Source organism: Pseudomonas sp. B26(2017), assembly GCF_002113045.1.
Lineage (GTDB): Bacteria > Pseudomonadota > Gammaproteobacteria > Pseudomonadales > Pseudomonadaceae > Aquipseudomonas.
Genome location: NZ_NEJJ01000022.1, coordinates 91,727 through 112,972 on the forward strand (window position 1 = coordinate 91,727; position 21,246 = coordinate 112,972).

Consider the following 21,246-nt stretch of genomic DNA (forward strand, 5'->3'; position numbering starts at 1 on the left):
TTGAAAGCCCTCGACGAACTGACCTTCGACAACCGCTTCGCCCGCCTGGGCGACGCGTTCTCGGCCCATGTGCTGCCCGAACCGATCGACAATCCGCGACTGGTGGTCGCCAGCCCGGCGGCCCTCGCGCTGCTGGATCTGCAACCGGCGGCGGCTGACACCCGAGAATTCGCTGAATTGTTCGGCGGCCACAAGTTGTGGGCCGATGCCGAGCCACGAGCGATGGTTTATTCCGGGCATCAATTCGGCGGGTACACGCCGCAACTGGGCGATGGTCGCGGGCTGTTGCTGGGCGAGGTTTACAATGCGGCCGGCGAACACTGGGACTTGCATCTGAAGGGCGCCGGGCAGACACCGTTTTCGCGCATGGGCGACGGTCGCGCGGTGCTGCGTTCGTCGATCCGCGAGTTTCTCGCTTCCGAAGCGCTGCATGCGCTGAATATCCCCTCGTCACGCGCCGCCTGCGTGATCGGCTCCGACACTCCGGTCTGGCGTGAGAAACAGGAGCGCGCCGCGATGGTGCTGCGCCTGGCGCCGAGCCACATTCGCTTCGGCCATTTCGAATATTTCTATTACACCAAGCGTCCCGAACAGCAGAAGCAGCTCGGCGAGCACGTGCTGGCGATGCACTACCCCGAATGCCTGGAACAGCCGGAACCGTATCTGGCGATGTTCCGCGAGATCGTCGAGCGCAACGCCGAACTGATCGCCAAATGGCAGGCCTACGGTTTTTGCCACGGGGTGATGAACACCGACAACATGTCGATCCTCGGCATTACCTTCGACTTCGGCCCGTTCGCCTTCCTCGACGATTTCGACGCGAACTTCATCTGCAACCACTCCGATGATCAGGGCCGCTACTCCTTCAGCAATCAGGTGCCGGTCGGCCAGTGGAACCTCAGCGCCCTGGCCCAGGCCCTGACGCCGTTCATCAGCGTCGAAGCCCTGCGCGAAACGCTCGGCCTGTACCTGCCGCTGTTCCAGGCGCACTACCTCGACCTGATGCGCCGCCGTTTCGGCTTCACCACTGCCGAGGACGACGACCAGCAGTTGCTGGAGCAACTGCTGCAACTGATGCAGAACAGCGGCGTCGACTACACGCTGTTCTTCCGCCGCCTGGGCGAAGAGTCAGCCGAACAGGCCGTCGCTCGCCTGCGCGATGACTTCGTCGATATCAAAGGTTTCGATGCCTGGGGCGAGCGTTATGTCGCCCGTGTCGCACGCGACGGCGCAACCGATCAGGAACAGCGCCGTGCGCGGATGCATGCGGTGAACCCGCTGTACATCCTGCGCAATTATCTGGCGCAGAAGGCGATTGATGCGGCCGAGCAGGGTGACTACTCCGAGGTACGGCGGCTGCATGCGGTGTTGAGCAATCCATTCGAGGAACAGCCTGGAATGGAAAGCTATGCGGAACGGCCGCCGGAGTGGGGCAAGCATCTGGAGATCAGTTGTTCGTCGTAAGCGGGAACGACTGAACCTTGATAATCGATCCGTACGGCTCCAGATCAGTCGTACGATCCCGTTTTATTCATTGAGCTGATCATGACCGACCCACTCCTCATCCCCTGCCCCTCCTGCAACGGCCTCAACCGCATCCCCGCCGAGCGCCTCAACGATCATCCGAAGTGCGGCCGCTGCAAGTCCGAAGTGCTGTTGAACAGACCGTTTGAACTCAAACAAGGCGATTACGCCAGTCAGATCAAGGGCGATCTGCCGTTGCTGGTGGACGTGTGGGCGGACTGGTGCGGGCCGTGCAAGTCGTTTGCGCCGGTGTTCGAGCAGGCGGCTGCGCAGCTGGCAGGCAAGTGCCGGCTGGCCAAGCTGGACAGCGAGGCCAATCAGCAGTTGTCGGCGCAGTTGGGGATTCGTTCGATTCCGAGCCTGATTCTGTTGCGCAACGGCCGGGAAGTGGCCCGTCAGAGCGGGGCCTTCCCGTTGCCGCAGTTGATGGCCTGGCTGCGCAGCCAGGGCATCTGACAAGGCTTCAGGCGTCTTCGAGCAGGTTGTGCAGTTCCACGAACTGCTGCGTCAGCTTGTGCCGCGGGTCGAGATGGATCAGCGGCATACTGGCCTGATGCGACTCGCGCATGCGCACTGAGCTGGCGAGGTAGACCGGCAATACCGGCAGGCCCTCGGCGATCAGTTCGTCGAGGATCTGCTGCGGCAGGCTGGCCCGGGCCTGGAACTGGTTGACCACAATGCCTTCGACTTCCAGGCCTTCGTTGTGGTCTTCCTTCAACTCGTCGATCTCGGCGATCAGACCGTAGAGGGCCTGACGCGAGAAGCTGTCGCAGTCAAAGGGAATCAGTACCCGATCGGCGGCAATCAGTGCCGAGACCGCATAGAAATTCAGCGCCGGCGGCGTATCCAGATAGATCCGGTCGTAATCTTCCGACAATTCGTCGAGCAGCTTTCGCAGCTTGTTGATCTTGTGTTTGGCCTCGAGCTTGGGTTGCAAGTCGGCCAGTTCGGCGGTGGCGGTGATGATGTGCAGGTTGTCGAACGGCGTTTCGTAGATATCCGCCTGATTCTTTTTCGAGAACGGCCCGGAAGACAGGGTCTGCTTGAAGAAGTCGGCAATGCCCATCGGAATGTCATCACCCGTGAGCCCGGTCAGATACTGAGTTGAGTTGGCTTGGGCATCGAGGTCCACCAACAGCGTGCGATAACCCTCGCTGGCGCTCACCGCCGCCAGATTGCAGGCAATGCTGGATTTGCCCACGCCACCTTTCTGATTGAACACCACGCGCCGCATGACAAAACCTCCGTGTATCAAAGAATGACCGAGTGTAGTGGTGCCCGGTGCCGGTTCGCTACCTCGATGGATACGGACTACAGAGTCAGGCGCCAATATCCCAATGAATACGGGGCAAAGACACCCGTTGATCGCCGATTCGCCCGACAGACAGACACCCGACAATCTGGATAATGGCCAAGTGACAGTTTTCTGCTGCGTACCATTCGGTCCATTTCACTGCGCAAAATGTAACCAGCATTTGCTACACACTCGTCGCACCGGGATAATGCGCGCCACCCGGCGCCACGCGCCATGCCATTTCAGGCTAAATCAGCTCAGCGGCGACGTTGGCGAAACCGCGTCAAATCGGCCCGCAGGGGCGGGATAAATGTCCGTGATCAACTTCAACATCGCCCAATGGCGCGCCTGGGCTCCCGGGCTCGACAGCGTGGAAGCCTGGCAGGCCTGGAGCCGACAACCGGTCGTGCTCGAAAGCAGCGATGCCGCACCCGATGTGTCGTTTCTGCCGGCCATGCAGCGCCGTCGTCTCAGCCGTCTGGCGCGGATGGCGTTCAGCGTCGGCTGGCCGCTGGCCGACGGTCGGGAAAATCTGCCGCTGGTCTTTGTCTCCCGGCATGGCGAAACCCCGCGCACCTTTGAAATCCTCAGCGATCTGGCTAACGAACAGCCGCTGTCGCCGACCCAGTTCAGCCTGTCGGTGCACAACGCGATCATCGGCCTGTGGTCGATCATGCGCGGCGAAACCAGCGAAATGACCGCCCTCGCCGCGGCCGGCGACGGCCTCGAACACGGCATGCTCGAAGCCGCCACATTGCTCAACGAAGGCGCCCCGGCAGTATTGCTGGTGATCACCGAGGAACAACCGCCCGAAGCCTATTCGACGTGGGTCGACGACGTTCCGTTTCCCTATGCGGTCGGGCTGTTGCTCACCGCCGGTACCGACTGGCGGCTGACCCTGAACAGCGCCCCGCAAGCAGTGTCAAAACCGCAGTGGCCCCATGCACTGAATCTGCTGCGAACCCTGCTCGGTCAGCAACCCCATTGCCAACATGCCTGGAAGACTCGTCTATGGACCTGGCAACGCAACCTGTAATCGGAAAAAACCGCGATGCCTATTACTGGCGTCTGCTGGCCACCGCCACCAGCTTCGCCCTGTTCGGGCTCGGTGGCCTGTGCCTGCGCCTGCTGGTATTCCCATTGCTCGGTTGCCTGCCGGGCGACGCCATTGCGCATCGCGAGCGGGCGCGCCAGACCGTCAGCCGGCTGTTCTGGTTTTTCGTCCGGTTCATGGCCCGTACCGGCGTGCTGACCTACGACATCCAGGGCGCCGAACGTCTGGGCCGTCCGGGGCAGATGATCATCGCCAATCACCCGTCGCTGATCGATGTGGTGTTCCTGATCGGCCTGGTGCGCCGGGCCAACTGCGTGGTGAAGAAAAGCCTGTGGGAAAACCCCTTCACCCGTGGCCCGCTGCGCAGCACCGAATACATCAGCAACGACGGCAGCATGGACATGCTCGATGCCGCCGCCAACGCGCTGCAAAGCGGCCAGACCCTGATCATTTTTCCCGAAGGCACCCGCACCCAACCGGGCCAGGCGCCAGCCTTTCATCGGGGCGCAGCGGCCATTGCACTGCGCGGTGCGAAAATCGTCACCCCGGTGGTCATCCAGGTCAGTCCGACCACCCTGACCAAGGCCGAACCCTGGTATCGCATCCCCAATCGCCGCGTGCACTTCAGTTTTCGCGTCGGGGCCGATATAGACCCACAGACTTTTGCCGCGCAGGGACCTGCCCCGCAGGCTTCGCGCAAGCTCAACGACTATTTGCACCAATTCTTTATCAAGGAGCTCGCCGAAGATGAGCGATCTAAACCGTGACATCAAAGAGCTGATCATCGACGCCCTGGGCCTCGAAGACATCAGCGCAGAGGACATCGGCGACGACCAGACACTGTTCGGCGAAGGCCTGGGCCTGGACTCCGTCGACGCTCTGGAGCTCGGCCTGGCGATTCAGAAAAAGTACGGCATCAAGATCGACGCCGACGCCAAGGACACCCGCAACCATTTCACCAACGTGGCGAGCCTTGCGGCGTTCGTCACTGCAAAACAGGCAGCTTGAGACCGGACCATGCAAACTCGTGACGACATTTTCAACACCCTGCGCGATGCCCTGGTCGAGCTGTTCGAACTGGACCCGGCTCGCGTGAGCCTGGATTCCAACCTGTATCAGGATCTGGAAATCGACAGCATCGACGCCGTCGACCTGATCGATCACATCAAACGCCAGACCGGCAAGAAAATCGCCGCCGAGGAATTCAAGTCGGTGCGTACCGTCAGCGACGTGGTCGAGGCGGTCTACCGTCTGGTTCAACCGGCCGCATGAGCCGACTGATCGGCCTCGGCCTGCTGCTGGCGGGCCTGCTGTATCCCTTTGCGGTGTATTTCGGCATGGAGCATTTCGCGCCATGGCAGTTCGGCCTGCTGCTGGGCGGCCTGTGGCTGGCCCGGGCGCTGACCGGCGAACGCAAGCCCGGCAGTCTGTGGATGGCCTGCGTGGCGATCGTGTTCTGCCTGCTGCTGGCGGTGTTCGACAGCCCTTTGCTGTTGCGCTGGTACCCGGTGCTGATCAGCGGCTTCATGCTGGCGCTGTTCAGCCTGAGCCTGAAATACGGGCCGCCGATGGTTGAGCGTCTGGCGCGCCTGCGTGAGCCGCAACTGCCGCCCAAGGCGATTCGTTACACCCGCCAGGTCACCGTGGCCTGGAGCGTGTTTTTCTTTTGCAACGGTTTGTGCGCCGCCCTGCTGACACTCTGGGCGCCGCTGAACTGGTGGATGTTGTACACCGGCCTGATCTCCTACGGATTGATCGGCCTGATGTTTGCCATTGAATGGCTGATACGACAAAGGGTAAGAGGTCGCCCATGAACTGGATAAAACTTGAGCAGCTGTTGCTCAAGGATCTGCCGCAGCGCGCAATCACCGTCGCGCCGGCACTCGATCACGCACACCTGCGCGAGCAAGCCCTGAGTCTGGCCGCCGGTCTGCAGGCCCGCGGCGTGAAGCGTCTGGCAGTGCATCTGGAAGATGCCGCCGAGCTTGCCATCGCCCTGCTCGGTGCCTGGCTCGCCGGCGTCAGCGTGTTGCTGCCTTCGGATCTGCAAGCGCAGACCCGCCAGCGCTGGTCGAACGAAGTCGATCTGTGGCTCACCGATCAGGCCGATGACGCTCGCCTGAGCGATCTGCTGCAACCTCCTCTGCCCGCTGCCGAACTGGATCTCGACCAGTGCCGTCTGAGCCTGTGCACCTCCGGCTCCAGCGGCGAGCCCAAGCGCATCGACAAATCCCTGCGGCAACTGGCCAACGAAGTCGAAGCCCTTGAGCAACTGTGGGGCGCCGATCTGGGTGAGGCCTGCATCCTCGGCAGCGTCGCCACCCAACACATCTACGGCTTGCTGTTCCGCGTGCTGTGGCCGTTGTGCGCCGGGCGTCCGTTCCTGCGCAAGCAACTGGCCTTCCCGGAAGACCTGCAACGCGCCAGCCGCGAGTACCCGGCCTTTGCCTGGGTCGCCAGCCCGGCGCTCCTCAAGCGCATGGGCGACAACCTCGACTGGCCGGCCCTGAGCGTCGTGCGCCGGGTGTTTTCATCCGGTGGCGCACTGCCGGCAGACGCCGCGCAAAGCCTGCATCAACGTCTGGGACAATGGCCGACGGAAATCCTCGGCAGCTCGGAAACCGGCGGCATCGCCTGGCGTCAGGGCGAATCGTCGTGGCAGCCGTTTGCCGGCGTCGAGTTGAGTCAGGACAGCGACGGCGCCTTGCTGATCGCTTCGCCGTATCTGCCCGCCGGGCATGTCGAACACACCGCCGATGCGGCGCGCATTCAGGGCGATGGCCGCTTTGAATTGCTCGGACGGCTCGACCGGATCGTCAAACTCGAAGAAAAACGTATTTCCCTGCCAATGCTTGAACAGGCGCTGGTGGCTCACGACTGGGTCGCCGAAGCACGTCTGGGCGTGGTGCAGGAAAACCGTGCGTCCCTCGGCGCGCTGCTGGTGCTCAGCGAATCCGGCCTGTTTGCCCTGCGCGAACACGGTCGGCGCAGCCTGACCGAAACCCTGCGCCGTTATCTCGGCGACCATTGCGAAGCCCTGGCCCTGCCCCGCCGCTGGCGCCTGCTGCGACAACTGCCGCTGAACACTCAGGGCAAGTTGCCTCAGGCCGACGTCGAAGCCTTGCTGCTGGCGCCACGGCCAAAGGCGCCGGAGATTCTGGAACAGGCCGAAACCGAGGGCGAATGGAACCTGCAATTAAGCGTTCCGCCGGACCTGGCCTACTTCAGCGGCCACTTCCCCAAGGCCCCGGTGCTGCCCGGCGTGGTGCAGGTCGAATGGGCGCTGAACTTGGGTCGGCAACTGCTGAACCTGCCCGGCACGTTCGCCGGCATGGAAGTGCTGAAATTCCAGCAACTGGTGCGCCCCGGCGATGAAATCCAGCTGCACCTGCGTTTCGACCCGGAGCGCGGCAAGTTGTATTTCGCCTACCGCAACGACACCGCCACCTGTTCCAGCGGGCGGATTCTGCTGGGGACTGGCGATGCATAACCCTTGCGCAGTGATCCCGGTCTACAACCACGAAACCGCCATCGGCACGGTGGTCGACGCCCTGCTCGCCGAAGATCTGCCATGCATTCTGGTGGACGATGCCAGCAGCAAATCCTGCGCGGCGGTGCTGGACGCGCTGGCCGAGCGCGAGCGGGTTTATCTGGTGCGCCTCACCGCCAACCAGGGCAAGGGCGGCGCGGTCATGACCGGCCTGCGTGAAGCCGCGCGTCTGGGCTTCAGCCATGCCTTGCAGGTCGACGCCGATGGTCAGCACGACTTGCAGGATGTCGCGCGTTTCATCGAAGAGTCCCGCGCTCACCCCGAGTCGCTGGTCTGCGGCTATCCGCTGTATGACGCCAGCGTGCCCAAGGGCCGTTTGTATGCGCGTTACCTGACCCATGTGATGGTGTGGATCAACACCTTGTCGCTGCAGATTCGCGATTCGATGTGCGGCTTCCGGGTGTATCCGCTGGAACCGACGCTGGGCGTGATCGATTCGGCGCGGATCGGCAAGCGCATGGATTTCGACTCGGACATTCTGGTGCGCCTGGCGTGGCGCAATCAGCCGATGCGCTGGTTGCAGACCAGCGTGCATTACCCGCTGGACGGCGTGTCGCACTTTCGCCTGTTCCATGACAACGTGCTGATCTCGAGCATGCACACGCGCCTGTTCTTCGGCATGTTGCTGCGCCTGCCCGTGATCCTCTGGCGACGGTGGCGCCCATGACCGTCGAGACCGACAAGAAGCATTGGGCCGACCGCGAAGAGCGCGGCAGTTTCCTGCTGATGAAACTCACCGCGTTCGCCGCCAAAGTCCTTGGCCGACGCCTGCTGAGCCCGTTGCTGTACGGCATCGTTCTGTACTTTTTCCTGTTCGGCCGCACGGCGCGGCGCAGTGCCTGGCAGTATCAACAGCGCCTCGCTGACTGGAGCGGTCGCCGCGAACTGCGTCCGACCCGTTGGCGAGTGTTCCGCCAGTTCATGGCATTCGCCGATTCGCTGCTCGACAAGCTCGACGTGTGGAACGGCAAGCTGAAGATCGAGCAGATCGAAATCATCGACCCGGCGCTGCTGCGCAATCAGTTGCGCGGCAGTCGCGGGCAAATGCTGGTGGGCGCGCATCTGGGCAACCTCGAAGTGTGCCGGGCGCTGGCGGAGCTGGGCGAAAAGGTCACGATGAACGTGCTGGTGCACACCAAGCACGCCGAGCAATTCAATCGCCTGCTGGGCGAAGCCGGAGCGACCAATTTGCGGCTGATCCAGGTCAGCGAGCTGGATCCGGTGATCATGCTGCAACTGCACGAACGCCTGGAGCGCGGCGAGTGGCTGGCGATTGCCGGCGACCGCGTGCCGCTGCATGGCGGGCGCAGTGTGACCGTGGACTTTCTCGGCCATCGCGCGCCATTCCCGCAAGGGCCGTGGCTGCTGGCCGGCCTGCTGAAATGCCCGGTCAACCTGCTGATGTGCCTGAAACAGCCCGACGGCCACTATCGCCTGACCCTGGAGCCGTTCGCCGATGCCGTGGTGTGGTCACGCCGCGAGCGCGAACAGGTCATTCATCAGTGGGCCACCCGCTACGCCGAACGCCTGAGTCACTATTGCCTCGAAGCACCGTGCCAATGGTTCAACTTTTACCCATTCTGGAAAACCGATGACAACGCCAACTCCTGAGCCGGTCACCTTCGGCGAACGCCCTTTGCGCATCGAAGACGTGCTGGCCCTGGCCAACCGTCAGGCGCCCGTGCAGTTGCAGAGCGACGCGCCTTATCGCGAACGCATCGCCAAGGGCGCGCGGTTCCTCGATTCGCTGCTGGACAAGGAAGGCGTGATCTACGGCGTGACCACCGGTTACGGCGATTCCTGCGTGGTCGCGGTGCCGCTGCATCACGTCGAGGCGCTGCCGCGTCATCTCTACACGTTCCACGGTTGCGGGCTGGGTAAACTGCTCGACGCCCCGGCCACGCGCGCGGTACTGGCGGCGCGTTTGCAGTCGCTGTGCCACGGCGTGTCCGGGGTGCGCATCGAGTTGCTGGAACGCCTGCATGCGTTTCTTGAACACGACATTCTGCCGCTGATCCCCGAAGAAGGTTCGGTGGGCGCCAGCGGCGATCTGACGCCGCTGTCCTACGTTGCCGCGACCCTGTCCGGCGAGCGTGAAGTGATGTTTCGTGGCGAGCGCCGCCAGGCTGCCGACGTACACCGTGAACTGGGCTGGACGCCGCTGGTGCTGCGTCCGAAAGAAGCGCTGGCACTGATGAACGGCACCGCCGTGATGACCGGACTGGCCTGCCTCGCCTACGCTCGCGCCGATTACCTGCTGCAACTGGCCACCCGCATCACCGCACTGAACGTGGTGGCGCTGCAAGGCAATCCGGAACACTTCGACGAGCGCCTGTTCGCCGCCAAGCCGCATCCGGGACAGATGCAGGTCGCCGCGTGGCTGCGCAAGGATCTGGCGATCGACGCGCCGACCGCGCCGCTGCACCGCTTGCAGGATCGCTACTCGCTGCGCTGCGCACCGCATGTACTAGGCGTATTGGCCGACAGCCTGAACTGGCTGCGCTCGTTCATCGAAACCGAACTCAACAGCGCCAACGACAACCCGATCATCGACGCCGAAGCCGAGCGCGTGCTGCACGGCGGGCACTTCTACGGCGGGCATATCGCGTTCGCCATGGACAGCCTGAAAAACCTCGTGGCCAACGTCGCCGACCTGCTCGACCGACAACTCGCGCTGCTGGTGGACGAGCGTTACAACCACGGTTTGCCGAGCAATCTGTCCGGCGCCAGCGCCGACCGCGCGATGCTCAACCACGGCTTCAAGGCTGTGCAGATCGGCGCCAGCGCCTGGACTGCCGAAGCGTTGAAAAACACCATGCCGGCCAGCGTGTTCTCGCGCTCCACCGAATGCCACAACCAGGACAAGGTGAGCATGGGCACCATCGCCGCCCGCGACGCCATTCGTGTGCTGGAGCTGACCGAACAGGTCGCCGCCGCCACGTTGCTCGCCGCCAATCAGGGCGTGTGGCTGCGCGGTCGTGATGAAGACGCTCGCCCACTGCCACCGTCGCTGGCCGCCATGCATGAACAACTGGCCCAGGACTTCCCGCCAGTCATCGAAGACCGCGCCCTGGAAGGCGAACTGCGCCTGTGTCTGCAACGCATCGCCGAGCAACACTGGAGGCTGCATGCGTAGTGCCGGAGTGCTTCACGCCGATACAGAAATCCTCGTGCCGTTCTTTGACGTCGACACCATGCACGTCGTCTGGCACGGCCATTACGTGAAATACCTGGAAGTGGCGCGGTGCGCATTGCTCGACAAGATCGGCCACAACTACAACCAGATGGTCGACTCGGGCTACGCCTGGCCGGTGATCGACCTGCAATTGCGCTACGTGCGCGGCGCGGTGTTCGGTCAACGGCTGAACGTGCGCGCCAGCCTGGTGGAATGGGAAAACCGCCTGAAGATTCACTACCTGATCACCGACGCCGAGACCGGCGAACGCCTGACTCGCGCCAGCTCGGTGCAGGTTGCCGTCGAAGTCAGCAGCCGCGAGATGCAATTGGCGTCGCCGAAAGTCTTCACCGATGCCGTGGAAAGGATGCTGCGATGAATGTGTTGGTGAAATCCCTCGGAGCCCTGGCGCTGCTGACGCTGTCGTCGCTGGCCAACGCCTTCGACCTGCAACAGTTGAGCGAGCAACTGGCGAAACCGGACGTGATCCACGGCCAGTTCACCCAGGAAAAGCACCTGCGCGCCCTGCCACAGCCGCTGATCAGCAAGGGCAGTTTCGTCCTCGCGAAAAACCATGGCCTGCTGTGGCTGTTGAAAACGCCGCTGCAGCAGGACTACCGCATCAGTGCCAAGGGCATCGCCCGACGTGATGCCAGCGGCTGGCAACAGCTGCCGAACAAGAGCGCCGGCGCCGAGCAGAACCGTTTGTTCCTCGCCGTGCTGCAAGGCGACAGCAGCGGCCTGCAACGGGATTTCGAACTGGCCCTGAGCGGCGACGCGCAGCAATGGCAACTGACCCTGAGCCCGCGTTCGGTGCTGCTCAAGCAGGTCTTCAATCAGATCAACATCAGCGGCGGCGCGTTGGTAAACACCATCGAACTGCTGGAAACCCAGGGCGACAGCACCGTGCTGCGCATGCAGGACAGCACCGCCGGCCAACCTCTGAGCGACGCGGAGCAACATGACTTTGCCGAGTGAACGCAGGCTGCCCTGGCTGTTCCTGATCCTGCTGCTGGCCGTCGTCGCACTGGGCGCCTGGCAATGGCGCGACGGCGCGCCGCTGTCGGCGAACCTGATGGAGCTGGTGCCCGGCACCCACCCGGACGCCCTCGAAGTGCGCGCCGAACAACGCATGCAGGAGCCGCTCAACCGCGACATGCTGGTGCTGGTCGGTCACGCCGATCGTCAGCAAGCCGTTGCGATGGCCCAGACCCTGGGCGAGCAATGGCAGGCCAGCGGCCTGTTCGAAAGGGTCCAGTGGAACCTGCAAGCCGACCTGCCGGCCCTGCGCACGCAACTGCTGCAAGGGCGGCTGGCGATGCTTTCGGCGGATGACCGGCAACTTTTGACCGAACATCCCGACGCCTTCATCCAGCAACGGGTGCAGGCGCTGTTCGACCCGTTCACCGGATTCAGTCTGGTGCCGAGCCAGGACGACTGGCTGGGCCTGACCGGGCGCATCCAGAACAGTCAGCCGCAACATGGCGCGGTGCAACTGGACATCGGCAGCGGCGCGTTGATCGCCGATGCCGACGGCAAGAGCTGGGTGCTGCTGCGCGCACGCACCACCGGCAGCGCCTTCGACATGAATCAGCCGCTGCAAGTCGCCGCTCTGCTGCAACACAGCCGTGAGCTGGCAGCGAGCGCCAACGTGCAATTGTTGGCCGCCAGCGGCCTGCTTTACGCCGCCAACGGTCAGCAACAGGCGACCCGGGAAATGACCTGGGTCGGCGGTGGCGCCACCGTCGGCATCCTGTTGCTGTTGCTGCTCGCCTTCCGCCGCTGGCGGGTGCTGCTGGCGTTCATTCCGGTGCTGGTCGGCATGCTGTTCGGGGCTGTGGCCTGTGTTGCGCTGTTCGGGCACATGCATGTGATGACCCTGGTGCTTGGTTCCAGCCTGATCGGTGTGGCGGTGGATTACCCGCTGCACTATCTGTCCAAGAGCTGGAGCCTCAAGCCGTGGCGCAGTTGGCCGGCGCTGCGCCTGACCCTGTCCGGGCTGACGTTGAGCCTGATCACCAGCGCCATCGGTTATCTGGCGCTGGCCTGGACGCCTTTCCCGGCACTGACCCAGATCGCGGTGTTCTCCGCCGCCGGTTTGCTCGGCGCCTACCTGTCGGCGGTGTGCCTGTTGCCGGCGCTGCTGAAAAACGTCGAACTGCGCCCGGCGCAATGGCCGCTGCGACTTGCCGAGCGTCTGGTGCGACTGCGGGAAAATCTGCTCGAACACGTCAGGACTCCGGTGTTGCTGGCCCTGCTGATCGCCTTCTGCGTCGGTGGTCTGCTGCAACTGGAGAGCAAGAACGACATTCGCCAGTGGGTCGGTGCGCCGCAACGCCTGACCGATGAGGCGCAGACCATTGCGCGGATTACCGGTTATCAGCCGACCAGCCAGTTCTTCCTGGTGCGCGCCGCCGACCAGCAGCAATTGCTGGAGCGGCAAGCGGCTTTGAGCGAGCGGCTGGATCAATTGGTCAACCTCGACAAGTTGCAAGGTTATCTGGCGCTCAATCAACTGGTCAGCCCGCCGGCTCAGCAACAACAAGTTCGTGAAGCTCTGAGCAAGTTGCCGCTGTTCTGGCAGCCGTTGCTGGAGGTCGGCGTGCCGCTGGCGGCGCTGCAGAACGAACTGCAACAGTTGCAGGCCCTGCCCGCCGAAGACATCGATGCCGCGCTGGCCGGCCCGCTCGGCGAGCCCTACCGCACGTTGTGGCTGGGGCCGACCGAGGAGGGCGTGGCGGCAATGGTCAGCCTGCAAGGCCTGAACAATCCGTCGCTGCTGCGGGTGCAGGCGCTCGACCTGCCGGGTGTGATGCTGGTGGACCGGCTCGGTGATCTGAACAAGGTATTCGCCCAGACCCAGATCAGCGCCGCTGAACTGAAACTCGCCTCCTGCGTGTTGATCGTGCTGGTGCTGATGCTGCCGTTCGGTCTCGGTGGCGCCCTGCGGATCGTCGCCCTGCCGCTGCTTGCTGCGCTGTGCAGCCTCGCCAGCCTGGGCTGGCTCGGCCAGCCGCTGACCCTGTTCAGCCTGTTCGGCCTGCTGCTGGTGACGGCGATCAGCGTCGACTACGCAATCCTCATGCGCGAGCAGGTCGGCGGCGCGGCCGTCAGCCTGCTCGGCACCTTGCTTGCGGCCGCCACCACCTGGCTGTCGTTCGGCCTGCTGGCGGTGTCGAGTACGCCAGCGGTGAGCAACTTCGGTCTGTCGGTGAGCCTCGGTCTGGCCTTCAGCTTCATGCTCGCGCCGTGGGCCGGGCGTCAGGCCCATGCGGTTGCCGTCACGGAGCGTTCAGCGTGATGGTGGGGATTTTCTGGCTGATGGCCCTGGCGCTGTTCTTCGTCGCCACCCGGGTCGGCCGGCATTTCGGGCTGATCCCGATCGTCAGTCAATTGCTGCTGGCCAGCTTCGGCCTGCCGCTGCTGATGTACTTCTGGATTGAACCGGGCTGGCAACTCAACGGCGCCGAACTGATTGCGCCGGGCTGGCTGAAAAACCTCTACAGCCTGAGCTTCGCCCTGTTGCTGGGGCACATCCTCAGCGACGTGATCGACCTGCGCCTGGACCGTCAGAGCGTGAAGATCGCCCTGCCGAGTTTCGCCGTGCCGTTCACCTGCGGCCTGGCAACGGCGTACTGGCTGTTGCCGACGCAGCCGTGGATCAACTCGCTGGCCATCGGCCTGGTGTTCGCCATCACCGCGATCCCGGTGCTGTATCTGTACCTGCGCCATATCGACTATCCGCCTGCCGCCACCCGGCGCCTGGTGCAGACCGCGATCCTGATCGACCTGACCTGCTGGACCCTGTTCGGCCTCGCTCAGGGCAGCCTGCACCTGAGCACTCTGTTGTTGCCGCTGGGGCTGGCCTGCGTGCCAGTGCTGCTGCGGGTATGCGGCATACGCCGGCCATTGACCTACAGCCTCGGTTTCTTTGCGCTGCTGGTGCTGGCCGAACACTACAAACTCAACGCGCTGATTTTCGGCATCGGCTATCTGTTGTGCATGGCCGCGCTCAAGGTGCCGCTGGTGTTGCCGCTGCCGGCGCACTGGATGAACCGCTTGCAGACGTGGGTCGCGATTCCGCTGATCCTTACGTTCGGCATCGTGCAGATCGATGTGCACAGCGCCCTCGCCAGCCTTGGCGCTGTGCAATGGGCAGCGCTCCTGCTGCTGCCGGTCGTCAGCAAAATCGTGGGCAACTGGCTCGGCCTCGGCTGGGCCGGCGCGTCGTTCGCGGGCGCCAGCCGCTGGCGCGAAAGCGTGCTGTTGAACATTCGCGGCTTGAGCGAAATCGTCTTTCTCAATCTGCTGTTGCAACAACAGCTCATCAGCCCGGCGCTGTACTTTGCGCTGATGCTGATGGGTCTGATCGCGACGCTGTTGCCGGCTTTCATCGGCCTGCACCGGGCGTCACTGAATCCTATTGCCGTACCCAGGAGCTCGCGTGCCAATCGTTGAAATGGAATCCCGTCAGGTCGTGATCATCGGCGCCGGCCCCTCCGGCGCCATTGCCGCCGCATTGCTCAAGCGCAAGGGACACGACGTACTGGTGATCGAGCGCCAGCACTTCCCGAGGTTTTCCATCGGTGAAAGCCTGCTCTGCCATTGCCTGGATTTCGTCGAAGAAGCCGGCATGCTCGAGGCGGTGAATGCCGCCGGATTCCAGCGCAAGAACGGCGCGGCATTCGCTTGGGGCGAGCGTTACAGCGCCTTCGATTTTGGTGACACCTTCACCGCCGGCAAACCGACGACCCTGCAGGTGCAACGCGCCGACTTCGACAAGTTGCTGGCCGATCAGGCGGCGTTGCAGGGTGCGGAAATCCGCTACGGCGACGCGATTGTCAGCGTCGATTTCGAACGCCCGCGCCCGCAGCTGAATGTGCGTCGCGAGGACGGCAGCGAATACCGCATCGAAGCCGATTTTGTCCTCGATGCCAGCGGCTACGGCCGCGTGCTGTCACGCCTGCTCGACCTGGAAGCGCCGTCGAATTTCCCGGTTCGCCAAGCCGTGTTCACCCACGTTGAAGACCACATCGATCATCCCGGCTTCGACCGCGAGAAGATTCTCATCACCACCCACCCGCAGCACCGCGATATCTGGTTCTGGTCGATCCCGTTCAGCAACGGTCGCTGCTCCGTCGGCGTGGTGGCGGCTGCCGAACATTTCGCAGGTCGCGATGCCGACCTCGACGCCTGCCTGCGCGGGTTCATCGCCGAAACCCCGAGCCTGGCCAAGGTGCTGAACAACGCCGTGTGGGATACACCGGCACGCACCCTCGGCGGCTATGCAGCCAACGTCAAAACCCTGCACGGGCCGGGTTTTGCGCTGCTGGGCAACGCGGCGGAATTTCTCGACCCGGTGTTCTCCTCCGGCGTGACCATTGCCATGCGTTCGGCAAGCATGGCCGCCGCTGTGCTGCATCGGCAGTTGCAGGGCGAAGCGGTGGACTGGCAACGGGAGTTCGCCGAGCCGCTGAAACGCGGGGTCGACACCTTCCGCTGTTACGTCGAAGGCTGGTACGCCGGCACTTTCCAGGACGTGATTTTCCACGAGCACGGCTCACCGGAAATCCGCCGCATGATCTGCTCGATCCTCGCCGGTTACGCCTGGGACGAACGCAACCCGTTCGTCAGTGAAGCGCGCCGTCGGTTGAAGACGATCTCCGAACTCTGTGCAAGGGACGACACATGAATTACTTGAGCGACAACTACGTCGAGGAAACCCGTTTCGGCTTCTGGTTCCTGCGCAGCCACACCTGGCAACACCATGTGCTGCGCGTGGCGATCAACGATCTGCGCGGGCTGTTCAGCGAATCGTTGCCAGCCAACCCGGTGCTGCTGGATGCCGGTTGCGGCCAGGGCAAGTCGTTCGGCCACCTGCGCCAGACCTTCGCGCCACAGCGCCTGATCGGCGTCGATGCCGATCCGCACAGCCTTGAACTGAGCGCTGCCGAGGCCGCACGTCAGGGCTTCGACGTCGAGCTGATCGGCAGCGACTGCGCGACGCTCAATGTGCCGGACGCCAGCGTCGACCTGCTGTTCTGTCACCAGACCTTCCATCATCTGGTCGAGCAGGAAAAAGCCCTCGCCGAGTTCTATCGAGTGCTCAAGCCGGGCGGTTATCTGCTGTTCGCCGAGTCCACCGAGGCTTACATTGATACGTGGGTGATTCGCTGGCTGTTCCGCCATCCGATGCACGTACAAAAGAGCGCGGCGCAGTACCTGGAGATGATTCGCCGGCAGGGTTTCGAGTTCGGCGAACAGAACGTTTCGTATCCGTATCTGTGGTGGAGCCGGTCGAAGGATTTCGGTCTGCTCGAACGTTTTGGCCTGCGCCAGCCCAAGCCCTTTGGCCAACGGGAAGAAACCCTGGTCAACGTGGTGGCCCGCAAACCGCTGCAAGGTGATAACTGATGCCACACATCGCATGTGGGAGCGAGCTTGCTCGCGAAAACGGTATTTCAGACACCAGAAAGGTTGAATGTGAGATCGCATTCGCGAGCAAGCTCGCTCCCACAGTGTCCGATGTATGCCGTTTTTTTGTGCTCGTCGTTGTACTGTTCTTGAGTGCCTGCGCCAGCCAGGCGCCGCTGCCGGTTGGCAACCCGAGCCTGGCGCTGCCGATGCAATTGCATATCGAGCGGCATCTGGCCGGGCAACAGCAAGACTGGTTGCTGGTGATCCAGCGCGAAGGCCCCGGCATCCGCTGGTCGATGATGGATCCGCTGGGCATTCCCCAGGCGCGTCAGCAGTTGATCGACGGGCACTGGCAGGCTGACGGCCTGCTGCCGCCCAACCCGGAAGCCCGGGAACTGTTCGCCGCGCTGCTGTTCGCCCTGACTCCATCGGGCGAGCTGTCGCGCAACTACCCCGACGCGCAGCAACAGGGCGGCCAACGTTCCCTGCTGGCGCGCTGGGACATCCGTTACACCCAACCCTTGAGCTTCGAATTGAATCTGCCCCAAGGCCCGCACTATCGCGTAACGCCACTCGGTGAACCGACGTCATGACCGCCTACCTCAATGCCCTCGGCGTGATCTGCGCCCTGGGGCGCGACAAGCAAGCCGTGGCACGCAACCTGTTTGCCGGCGACTGCTCGGGCATGCGCCGCGAGTCCGGCTGGGTGCCGGAGCGCGAGCTGCCGGTGGCCGCTGTGCACGGCGATCTGGCGCCGATTCCAGATGCCTTGGCCGACCAGCGCAGCCGCAACAACCAACTGTTGCTGGAAGCCGCGTTGCAGATTCGCGATGACATCGAGCAGGCGATCCAGACTTACGGTCGTGATCGCATCGGCGTGGTGCTTGGCACCAGCACTTCGGGTATCGACGAGGCCAGTCGCGGCTTGGCGCACTACATTCGCGACCACCAGTTCCCGGCCGATTACGACTACCGGCAACAGGAACTCGGCGCTCCGGCGAATTTCCTCGCCGACTGGCTGCAACTGAGCGGCCCGACCTATGTGATTTCAACTGCCTGCACCTCCAGCGCACGCGCACTGATGAGCGCCCGACGCCTGCTTGATCTGGGCCTGTGCGACGCAGTGCTGTGCGGCGGTGTCGACAGCCTGTGCAAGCTGACCCTCAATGGTTTCAGTGCGCTGGAAGCCGTGTCGGACGAGCGCTGCAATCCGTTTTCCGCCAACCGAAACGGTATCAACATCGGCGAAGCGGCGGTGCTGTTCGTGATGAGCAAAGAACGCGGCGCAGGGCCGGGCATCGCCCTGCTCGGCGCTGGCGCCAGCTCCGACGCGCACCACATTTCCGCGCCGGAGCCGACCGGCCGTGGCGCGCGGCAATCGATGCAGAAAGCCCTCGATCAGGCCCAACTGCAAGCCGGCGATATCAGCTACCTGAACCTGCACGGCACCGCGACCCAACACAACGACGCCATGGAAAGCCTGGCCGTCGCCGCGCTGTTTGCCGACGGCGTGCCGTGCTCCTCGACCAAACCGATGACCGGCCACACTCTCGGCGCCGCCGGCGCACTGGAAGCGGCGTTCTGCTGGTTGAGCCTGAGTGCCGACAATCCCGACCACGCCTTGCCGCCGCACATCTGGGACGGCCAGGCCGACCCGGCACTGCCGGCGCTGAAGTGGGTGACCGCAAGCGAACGCCTGGCGTCCACTGCACCCCGCTACCTGATGAGCAATTCGTTTGCCTTCGGTGGCAATAACGTCAGCCTGATTATCGGAGACGCCCCATGACCCACTGGCCGCTCGCCGAACTGCTGCCCCACGCTGGCGACATGATCCTGATCGACCGGATCCTGAGCTTTGACGACGAACAGATCCACACCACCCTCACCGTCCGGCCCGGCGGCCTGTTCAGCCTGCCCGACGGCAGCCTGCCGGCCTGGGTCGGCGTCGAGCTGATGGCGCAAAGCGTCGCCGCGTTCGCCGGCTGCCATGCACGACAGAAAGGCAATCAGGTGGAGCTGGGTTTTCTGCTCGGCACACGCAAGTTCGAATGCAATGTCGCGGCCTTTCCGGTCGGCAGCGAACTGATCATCCATGGCCTGCGCTCGCTGGAAGACGACAACGGCATGGGAGTATTCGAATGCCATATCAACGCGCCCGGCATCGAGGCCAGCGCCCGGCTGAACGTGTTCCGCCCGCCGCAGGCGGCGGACTATCTGGAACAAACCCGCAACGAAACCAATAAGGAGTCGAACGATGACTGAATCAATACTGGTCACCGGCTCCAGCCGTGGCATCGGTCGCGCCATCGCCCTGCGTCTGGCCAGCGCCGGCCACGATATCGTCCTGCATTGCCGCAGCGGCGTGAGCGAAGCACAAGCGGTGAAAGCCGAAGTCGAAGCGCTCGGCCGCAACGCGCGCATCCTGCAATTCGACGTGGCTGACCGCGAAAGCTGCAAAACCATCCTCGAAGCCGATGTTGAAGCCCACGGCGCCTATTACGGCGTGGTGCTCAACGCCGGCCTGACCCGCGACGGCGCCTTTCCGGCCCTGAGCGACGACGACTGGGACGTGGTGCTGCGTACCAACCTCGACGGTTTCTACAACGTCCTGCACCCGGTGATGATGCCGATGATCCGCCGCCGCGCCGCTGGTCGCATCGTTTGCATCACCTCGGTTTCGGGACTGATCGGCAATCGCGGCCAGGTCAATTACAGCGCCTCGAAGGCCGGCGTGATCGGGGCCGCGAAAGCCTTGGCGATCGAACTGGCCAAGCGCAAGATCACGGTCAACTGCGTTGCGCCGGGCCTGATCGATACGGCGATGCTCGATGAAAACGTGCCGGTGGAAGAGCTGATGAAAATGATCCCCGCACAACGCATGGGCACGCCTGAAGAGGTGGCCGGTGCGGTGAATTTCCTGATGTCGGCGGAAGCGTCGTACATCACCCGCCAGGTGCTGGCGGTCAACGGAGGCTTGTGCTGATGAAGCGCGTTGTCGTCACCGGCATGGCCGGCATTACCTCGCTGGGCAGCGACTGGGACACCATCGCCGGCAATTTCGCCGCCAACCGCAGCGGCATCCGCCGGATGGACGAGTGGGATCGTTTCAGCGAGCTCAACACGCGCCTGGCCGGGCCCATCGATGATTTCCAGGTCCCGGCGCACTGGACCCGCAAGCAACTGCGCAGCATGGGCCGGGTTTCACGCCTGGCCGTCTGCGCCGCGGAAAAAGCGCTGGCCGATGCCGGCCTGCTTGGCGACGAGTCAATCAAGGACGGGCGCATGGGCGTGGCCTGTGGTTCGTCCACCGGCAGCACCGACGAAATCAAGGCGTTCGGCAACATGCTGCTCAACTCGGTGGCCGAAGGCCTTAATGCCAACTCCTATGTGCGGATGATGCCGCACACCACGGCGGCGAACATCAGCATCTTCTTCGGCCTCACCGGCCGTTTGATCCCGACCTCCAGCGCCTGCACCAGTGGCAGCCAGGGTATCGGCTACGCCTACGAGGCGATCAAGTTCGGACGTCTGCCGCTGATGCTCGCCGGTGGCGCCGAAGAGCTGTGCCCGACCGAAGCCATGGTGTTCGACGCGCTGTACGCCACCAGCCTGAAAAACGATGCACCGCACACCTCGCCACGCCCGTACGACAAGGGCCGCGACGGTCTGGTGATCGGTGAAGGCGGCGGCATGCTGGTGCTTGAAGAGCTGGAGCACGCCCTTGCACGCGGAGCACGCATTCACGCCGAAATCGTCGGCTTCGGCAGCAACGCCGACGGCCAGCACACCACCCGCCCCGAACAAGTCACCATGCGCCGGGCGATGGAACTGGCGCTGGAAGACGCAGGCCTTGCGCCGGACGTCATCGGCTACGTCAACGGCCACGGCACCGCCACCGAACAGGGCGATGTCGCTGAAACCCTGGCCACCAGTGCCCTGTTCGGCGAACACATGCCGATCAGTTCGCAAAAGAGCTTCCTGGGCCATACCCTCGGCGCCTGCGGGGCACTGGAGTCGTGGTTCAGCATCGAGATGCTCAACCGTGACCTGTACGTGCACACGCTCAACCTCGATGAGGTCGATCCGCACTGCGGCAAGCTCGACTACCTGCGCGGCGAGTTCCGGCAGATGAGCCACGAATACGTGATGAACAACAACTTTGCTTTCGGCGGGGTCAACACCTCGCTGATTTTCCGTCGCTGGCCCCAACCGAATTAATCCAGGTCAAGGAG

The 21,246-nt window shown here is 63.6% G+C and carries 23 protein-coding genes; 22 read left to right on the plus strand and 1 reads right to left on the minus strand.

Annotated features, from left to right (window positions below):
* Entirely contained in the window at positions 1–1,464 is a 1,464-nt protein-coding gene (gene selO, locus CAF79_RS26715; protein WP_085701083.1) for a protein adenylyltransferase SelO, read from the plus strand.
* Between the two features lie 81 nt (positions 1,465–1,545).
* Positions 1,546–1,980 (plus strand): thioredoxin TrxC, encoded by a 435-nt coding sequence (trxC, locus tag CAF79_RS26720; RefSeq protein ID WP_085701084.1) that lies wholly within the window; start codon positions 1,546–1,548, stop codon positions 1,978–1,980.
* A gap of 7 nt (positions 1,981–1,987) precedes the next feature.
* Here the strand turns inward: trxC and CAF79_RS26725 are convergent, their stop codons facing one another.
* Positions 1,988–2,758 (minus strand): ParA family protein, encoded by a 771-nt coding sequence (locus tag CAF79_RS26725; RefSeq protein ID WP_064382864.1) that lies wholly within the window; start codon positions 2,756–2,758, stop codon positions 1,988–1,990.
* Between the two features lie 370 nt (positions 2,759–3,128).
* On the opposite strand from CAF79_RS26725, the gene CAF79_RS26730 reads away from it, so the two are divergent.
* The 20 genes from CAF79_RS26730 to CAF79_RS26825 are packed head-to-tail and all read left to right on the plus strand — an operon-like array spanning position 3,129 to position 21,232.
* Entirely contained in the window at positions 3,129–3,854 is a 726-nt protein-coding gene (locus tag CAF79_RS26730; protein WP_085701085.1) for a beta-ketoacyl synthase chain length factor, read from the plus strand.
* Positions 3,830–4,639: a 1-acyl-sn-glycerol-3-phosphate acyltransferase gene (locus CAF79_RS26735; protein ID WP_085701086.1), complete on the plus strand. Its 810-nt coding sequence runs from the start codon at positions 3,830–3,832 to the stop codon at positions 4,637–4,639. The genes CAF79_RS26730 and CAF79_RS26735 overlap by 25 nt, the downstream gene beginning before the upstream one ends.
* Positions 4,620–4,880, plus strand: coding sequence for a phosphopantetheine-binding protein (locus tag CAF79_RS26740; RefSeq protein WP_085701087.1), 261 nt, complete (start codon positions 4,620–4,622; stop codon positions 4,878–4,880). The genes CAF79_RS26735 and CAF79_RS26740 overlap by 20 nt, the downstream gene beginning before the upstream one ends.
* Before the next feature lie 9 nt (positions 4,881–4,889).
* The gene (locus tag CAF79_RS26745) at positions 4,890–5,144 is read left to right on the plus strand and encodes an acyl carrier protein (RefSeq protein WP_085701088.1); all 255 of its coding nucleotides are present in this window, start codon (positions 4,890–4,892) and stop codon (positions 5,142–5,144) included.
* Entirely contained in the window at positions 5,141–5,686 is a 546-nt protein-coding gene (locus tag CAF79_RS26750) for a hypothetical protein (RefSeq protein ID WP_085701089.1), read from the plus strand. Before CAF79_RS26745 ends, CAF79_RS26750 begins: the two co-directional genes overlap by 4 nt.
* On the plus strand, positions 5,683–7,362 hold the full coding sequence (locus tag CAF79_RS26755) for an acyl-CoA synthetase family protein (RefSeq protein ID WP_085701090.1): 1,680 nt from the start codon (positions 5,683–5,685) through the stop codon (positions 7,360–7,362). Before CAF79_RS26750 ends, CAF79_RS26755 begins: the two co-directional genes overlap by 4 nt.
* Positions 7,355–8,089, plus strand: a complete 735-nt coding sequence (locus tag CAF79_RS26760) for a glycosyltransferase family 2 protein (RefSeq protein WP_011332103.1) — start codon at positions 7,355–7,357, stop codon at positions 8,087–8,089. The genes CAF79_RS26755 and CAF79_RS26760 overlap by 8 nt, the downstream gene beginning before the upstream one ends.
* Positions 8,086–9,033, plus strand: coding sequence for a glycosyl transferase (locus tag CAF79_RS26765; RefSeq protein WP_085701091.1), 948 nt, complete (start codon positions 8,086–8,088; stop codon positions 9,031–9,033). Before CAF79_RS26760 ends, CAF79_RS26765 begins: the two co-directional genes overlap by 4 nt.
* Positions 9,014–10,558 carry a histidine ammonia-lyase gene (hutH, locus tag CAF79_RS26770; protein WP_085701092.1) on the plus strand — a complete coding sequence of 515 codons (1,545 nt, stop codon included), beginning with the start codon at positions 9,014–9,016 and terminating at the stop codon, positions 10,556–10,558. The genes CAF79_RS26765 and hutH overlap by 20 nt, the downstream gene beginning before the upstream one ends.
* The gene (locus tag CAF79_RS26775; protein ID WP_085685400.1) at positions 10,551–10,976 is read left to right on the plus strand and encodes a thioesterase family protein; all 426 of its coding nucleotides are present in this window, start codon (positions 10,551–10,553) and stop codon (positions 10,974–10,976) included. Before hutH ends, CAF79_RS26775 begins: the two co-directional genes overlap by 8 nt.
* Complete coding sequence (locus CAF79_RS26780) at positions 10,973–11,575, plus strand: outer membrane lipoprotein carrier protein LolA (RefSeq protein WP_085701093.1); 603 nt, start codon at positions 10,973–10,975, stop codon at positions 11,573–11,575. The genes CAF79_RS26775 and CAF79_RS26780 overlap by 4 nt, the downstream gene beginning before the upstream one ends.
* Entirely contained in the window at positions 11,559–13,898 is a 2,340-nt protein-coding gene (locus CAF79_RS26785) for an MMPL family transporter (protein WP_085701094.1), read from the plus strand. The genes CAF79_RS26780 and CAF79_RS26785 overlap by 17 nt, the downstream gene beginning before the upstream one ends.
* The gene (locus tag CAF79_RS26790) at positions 13,895–15,055 is read left to right on the plus strand and encodes a sodium:proton antiporter (protein WP_085701095.1); all 1,161 of its coding nucleotides are present in this window, start codon (positions 13,895–13,897) and stop codon (positions 15,053–15,055) included. Before CAF79_RS26785 ends, CAF79_RS26790 begins: the two co-directional genes overlap by 4 nt.
* Positions 15,042–16,289: an NAD(P)/FAD-dependent oxidoreductase gene (locus CAF79_RS26795; RefSeq protein WP_085701096.1), complete on the plus strand. Its 1,248-nt coding sequence runs from the start codon at positions 15,042–15,044 to the stop codon at positions 16,287–16,289. The genes CAF79_RS26790 and CAF79_RS26795 overlap by 14 nt, the downstream gene beginning before the upstream one ends.
* Positions 16,286–17,011: a class I SAM-dependent methyltransferase gene (locus CAF79_RS26800; RefSeq protein WP_085701097.1), complete on the plus strand. Its 726-nt coding sequence runs from the start codon at positions 16,286–16,288 to the stop codon at positions 17,009–17,011. Before CAF79_RS26795 ends, CAF79_RS26800 begins: the two co-directional genes overlap by 4 nt.
* The gene (locus CAF79_RS26805) at positions 17,011–17,607 is read left to right on the plus strand and encodes a hypothetical protein (protein WP_170929800.1); all 597 of its coding nucleotides are present in this window, start codon (positions 17,011–17,013) and stop codon (positions 17,605–17,607) included. The genes CAF79_RS26800 and CAF79_RS26805 overlap by 1 nt, the downstream gene beginning before the upstream one ends.
* Positions 17,604–18,800 (plus strand): beta-ketoacyl-[acyl-carrier-protein] synthase family protein, encoded by a 1,197-nt coding sequence (locus CAF79_RS26810; protein ID WP_085701098.1) that lies wholly within the window; start codon positions 17,604–17,606, stop codon positions 18,798–18,800. The genes CAF79_RS26805 and CAF79_RS26810 overlap by 4 nt, the downstream gene beginning before the upstream one ends.
* On the plus strand, positions 18,797–19,276 hold the full coding sequence (locus CAF79_RS26815) for a hotdog family protein (RefSeq protein WP_085701099.1): 480 nt from the start codon (positions 18,797–18,799) through the stop codon (positions 19,274–19,276). Before CAF79_RS26810 ends, CAF79_RS26815 begins: the two co-directional genes overlap by 4 nt.
* A complete protein-coding gene (locus tag CAF79_RS26820; RefSeq protein WP_085701100.1) occupies positions 19,269–19,997 on the plus strand; it encodes a 3-ketoacyl-ACP reductase FabG2 in 729 nt (242 codons plus the stop codon). The genes CAF79_RS26815 and CAF79_RS26820 overlap by 8 nt, the downstream gene beginning before the upstream one ends.
* Positions 19,997–21,232, plus strand: a complete 1,236-nt coding sequence (locus tag CAF79_RS26825) for a beta-ketoacyl-ACP synthase (protein WP_085701101.1) — start codon at positions 19,997–19,999, stop codon at positions 21,230–21,232. The genes CAF79_RS26820 and CAF79_RS26825 overlap by 1 nt, the downstream gene beginning before the upstream one ends.
* The last annotated feature ends 14 nt before the right edge of the window (positions 21,233–21,246 follow it).

Bases quoted from the DNA above. Each gene is read 5' to 3' on its own strand.
- CAF79_RS26760 (WP_011332103.1), top strand. From the start codon at position 7,355: ATGCATAACCCTTGCGCAGTGATCCCGGTCTACAACCACGAAACCGCC.
- CAF79_RS26780 (WP_085701093.1), top strand. From the start codon at position 10,973: ATGAATGTGTTGGTGAAATCCCTCGGAGCCCTGGCGCTGCTGACGCTG.
- CAF79_RS26765 (WP_085701091.1), top strand. From the start codon at position 8,086: ATGACCGTCGAGACCGACAAGAAGCATTGGGCCGACCGCGAAGAGCGC.
- CAF79_RS26755 (WP_085701090.1), top strand. From the start codon at position 5,683: ATGAACTGGATAAAACTTGAGCAGCTGTTGCTCAAGGATCTGCCGCAG.
- hutH (WP_085701092.1), top strand. From the start codon at position 9,014: ATGACAACGCCAACTCCTGAGCCGGTCACCTTCGGCGAACGCCCTTTG.
- CAF79_RS26815 (WP_085701099.1), top strand. From the start codon at position 18,797: ATGACCCACTGGCCGCTCGCCGAACTGCTGCCCCACGCTGGCGACATG.
- CAF79_RS26745 (WP_085701088.1), top strand. From the start codon at position 4,890: ATGCAAACTCGTGACGACATTTTCAACACCCTGCGCGATGCCCTGGTC.
- CAF79_RS26735 (WP_085701086.1), top strand. From the start codon at position 3,830: ATGGACCTGGCAACGCAACCTGTAATCGGAAAAAACCGCGATGCCTAT.
- trxC (WP_085701084.1), top strand. From the start codon at position 1,546: ATGACCGACCCACTCCTCATCCCCTGCCCCTCCTGCAACGGCCTCAAC.
- CAF79_RS26810 (WP_085701098.1), top strand. From the start codon at position 17,604: ATGACCGCCTACCTCAATGCCCTCGGCGTGATCTGCGCCCTGGGGCGC.
- CAF79_RS26750 (WP_085701089.1), top strand. From the start codon at position 5,141: ATGAGCCGACTGATCGGCCTCGGCCTGCTGCTGGCGGGCCTGCTGTAT.
- CAF79_RS26825 (WP_085701101.1), top strand. From the start codon at position 19,997: ATGAAGCGCGTTGTCGTCACCGGCATGGCCGGCATTACCTCGCTGGGC.
- CAF79_RS26725 (WP_064382864.1), bottom strand. From the start codon at position 2,758: ATGCGGCGCGTGGTGTTCAATCAGAAAGGTGGCGTGGGCAAATCCAGC.
- CAF79_RS26820 (WP_085701100.1), top strand. From the start codon at position 19,269: ATGACTGAATCAATACTGGTCACCGGCTCCAGCCGTGGCATCGGTCGC.
- CAF79_RS26730 (WP_085701085.1), top strand. From the start codon at position 3,129: ATGTCCGTGATCAACTTCAACATCGCCCAATGGCGCGCCTGGGCTCCC.
- CAF79_RS26800 (WP_085701097.1), top strand. From the start codon at position 16,286: ATGAATTACTTGAGCGACAACTACGTCGAGGAAACCCGTTTCGGCTTC.
- CAF79_RS26775 (WP_085685400.1), top strand. From the start codon at position 10,551: ATGCGTAGTGCCGGAGTGCTTCACGCCGATACAGAAATCCTCGTGCCG.
- CAF79_RS26805 (WP_170929800.1), top strand. From the start codon at position 17,011: ATGCCACACATCGCATGTGGGAGCGAGCTTGCTCGCGAAAACGGTATT.
- CAF79_RS26785 (WP_085701094.1), top strand. From the start codon at position 11,559: ATGACTTTGCCGAGTGAACGCAGGCTGCCCTGGCTGTTCCTGATCCTG.
- CAF79_RS26740 (WP_085701087.1), top strand. From the start codon at position 4,620: ATGAGCGATCTAAACCGTGACATCAAAGAGCTGATCATCGACGCCCTG.